Annotated in this window: 1 tRNA gene; it reads right to left on the bottom strand. The window is 50.0% G+C overall.

The annotated features are described in order from the left end of the window. Positions 1 to 139: 139 nt before the first annotated feature. A tRNA-Glu gene (locus HG547_RS20715) sits at positions 140 to 215 on the bottom strand. Positions 216 to 236 lie beyond the last annotated feature (21 nt).

Genomic DNA, 236 nt, shown 5'->3' with positions numbered 1-236 from the left:
GATTCGAACCCCTGTTACCGCCGTGAAAGGGCGGTGTCCTAGGCCTCTAGACGAAGGGGACACAAGGACTTATGTTTTTCCTCATAACTGAGGTCTTGCTATTTATCACAAACAACTCGTTAGTCATTTGGGATGAAAGTGGTATCCCCTAGGGGATTCGAACCCCTGTTACCGCCGTGAAAGGGCGGTGTCCTAGGCCTCTAGACGAAGGGGACACAAGGACTTATGTTTTTCCT

The sequence above is a fragment of the Shewanella sp. DNRA4 genome (assembly GCF_012843185.1).
In the GTDB taxonomy this organism is placed as follows: Bacteria; Pseudomonadota; Gammaproteobacteria; order Enterobacterales; family Shewanellaceae; genus Shewanella; species Shewanella xiamenensis.
Note: the sequence above shows the minus strand (reverse complement) of the source record. Positions and strands in the feature narration are given on the sequence as shown.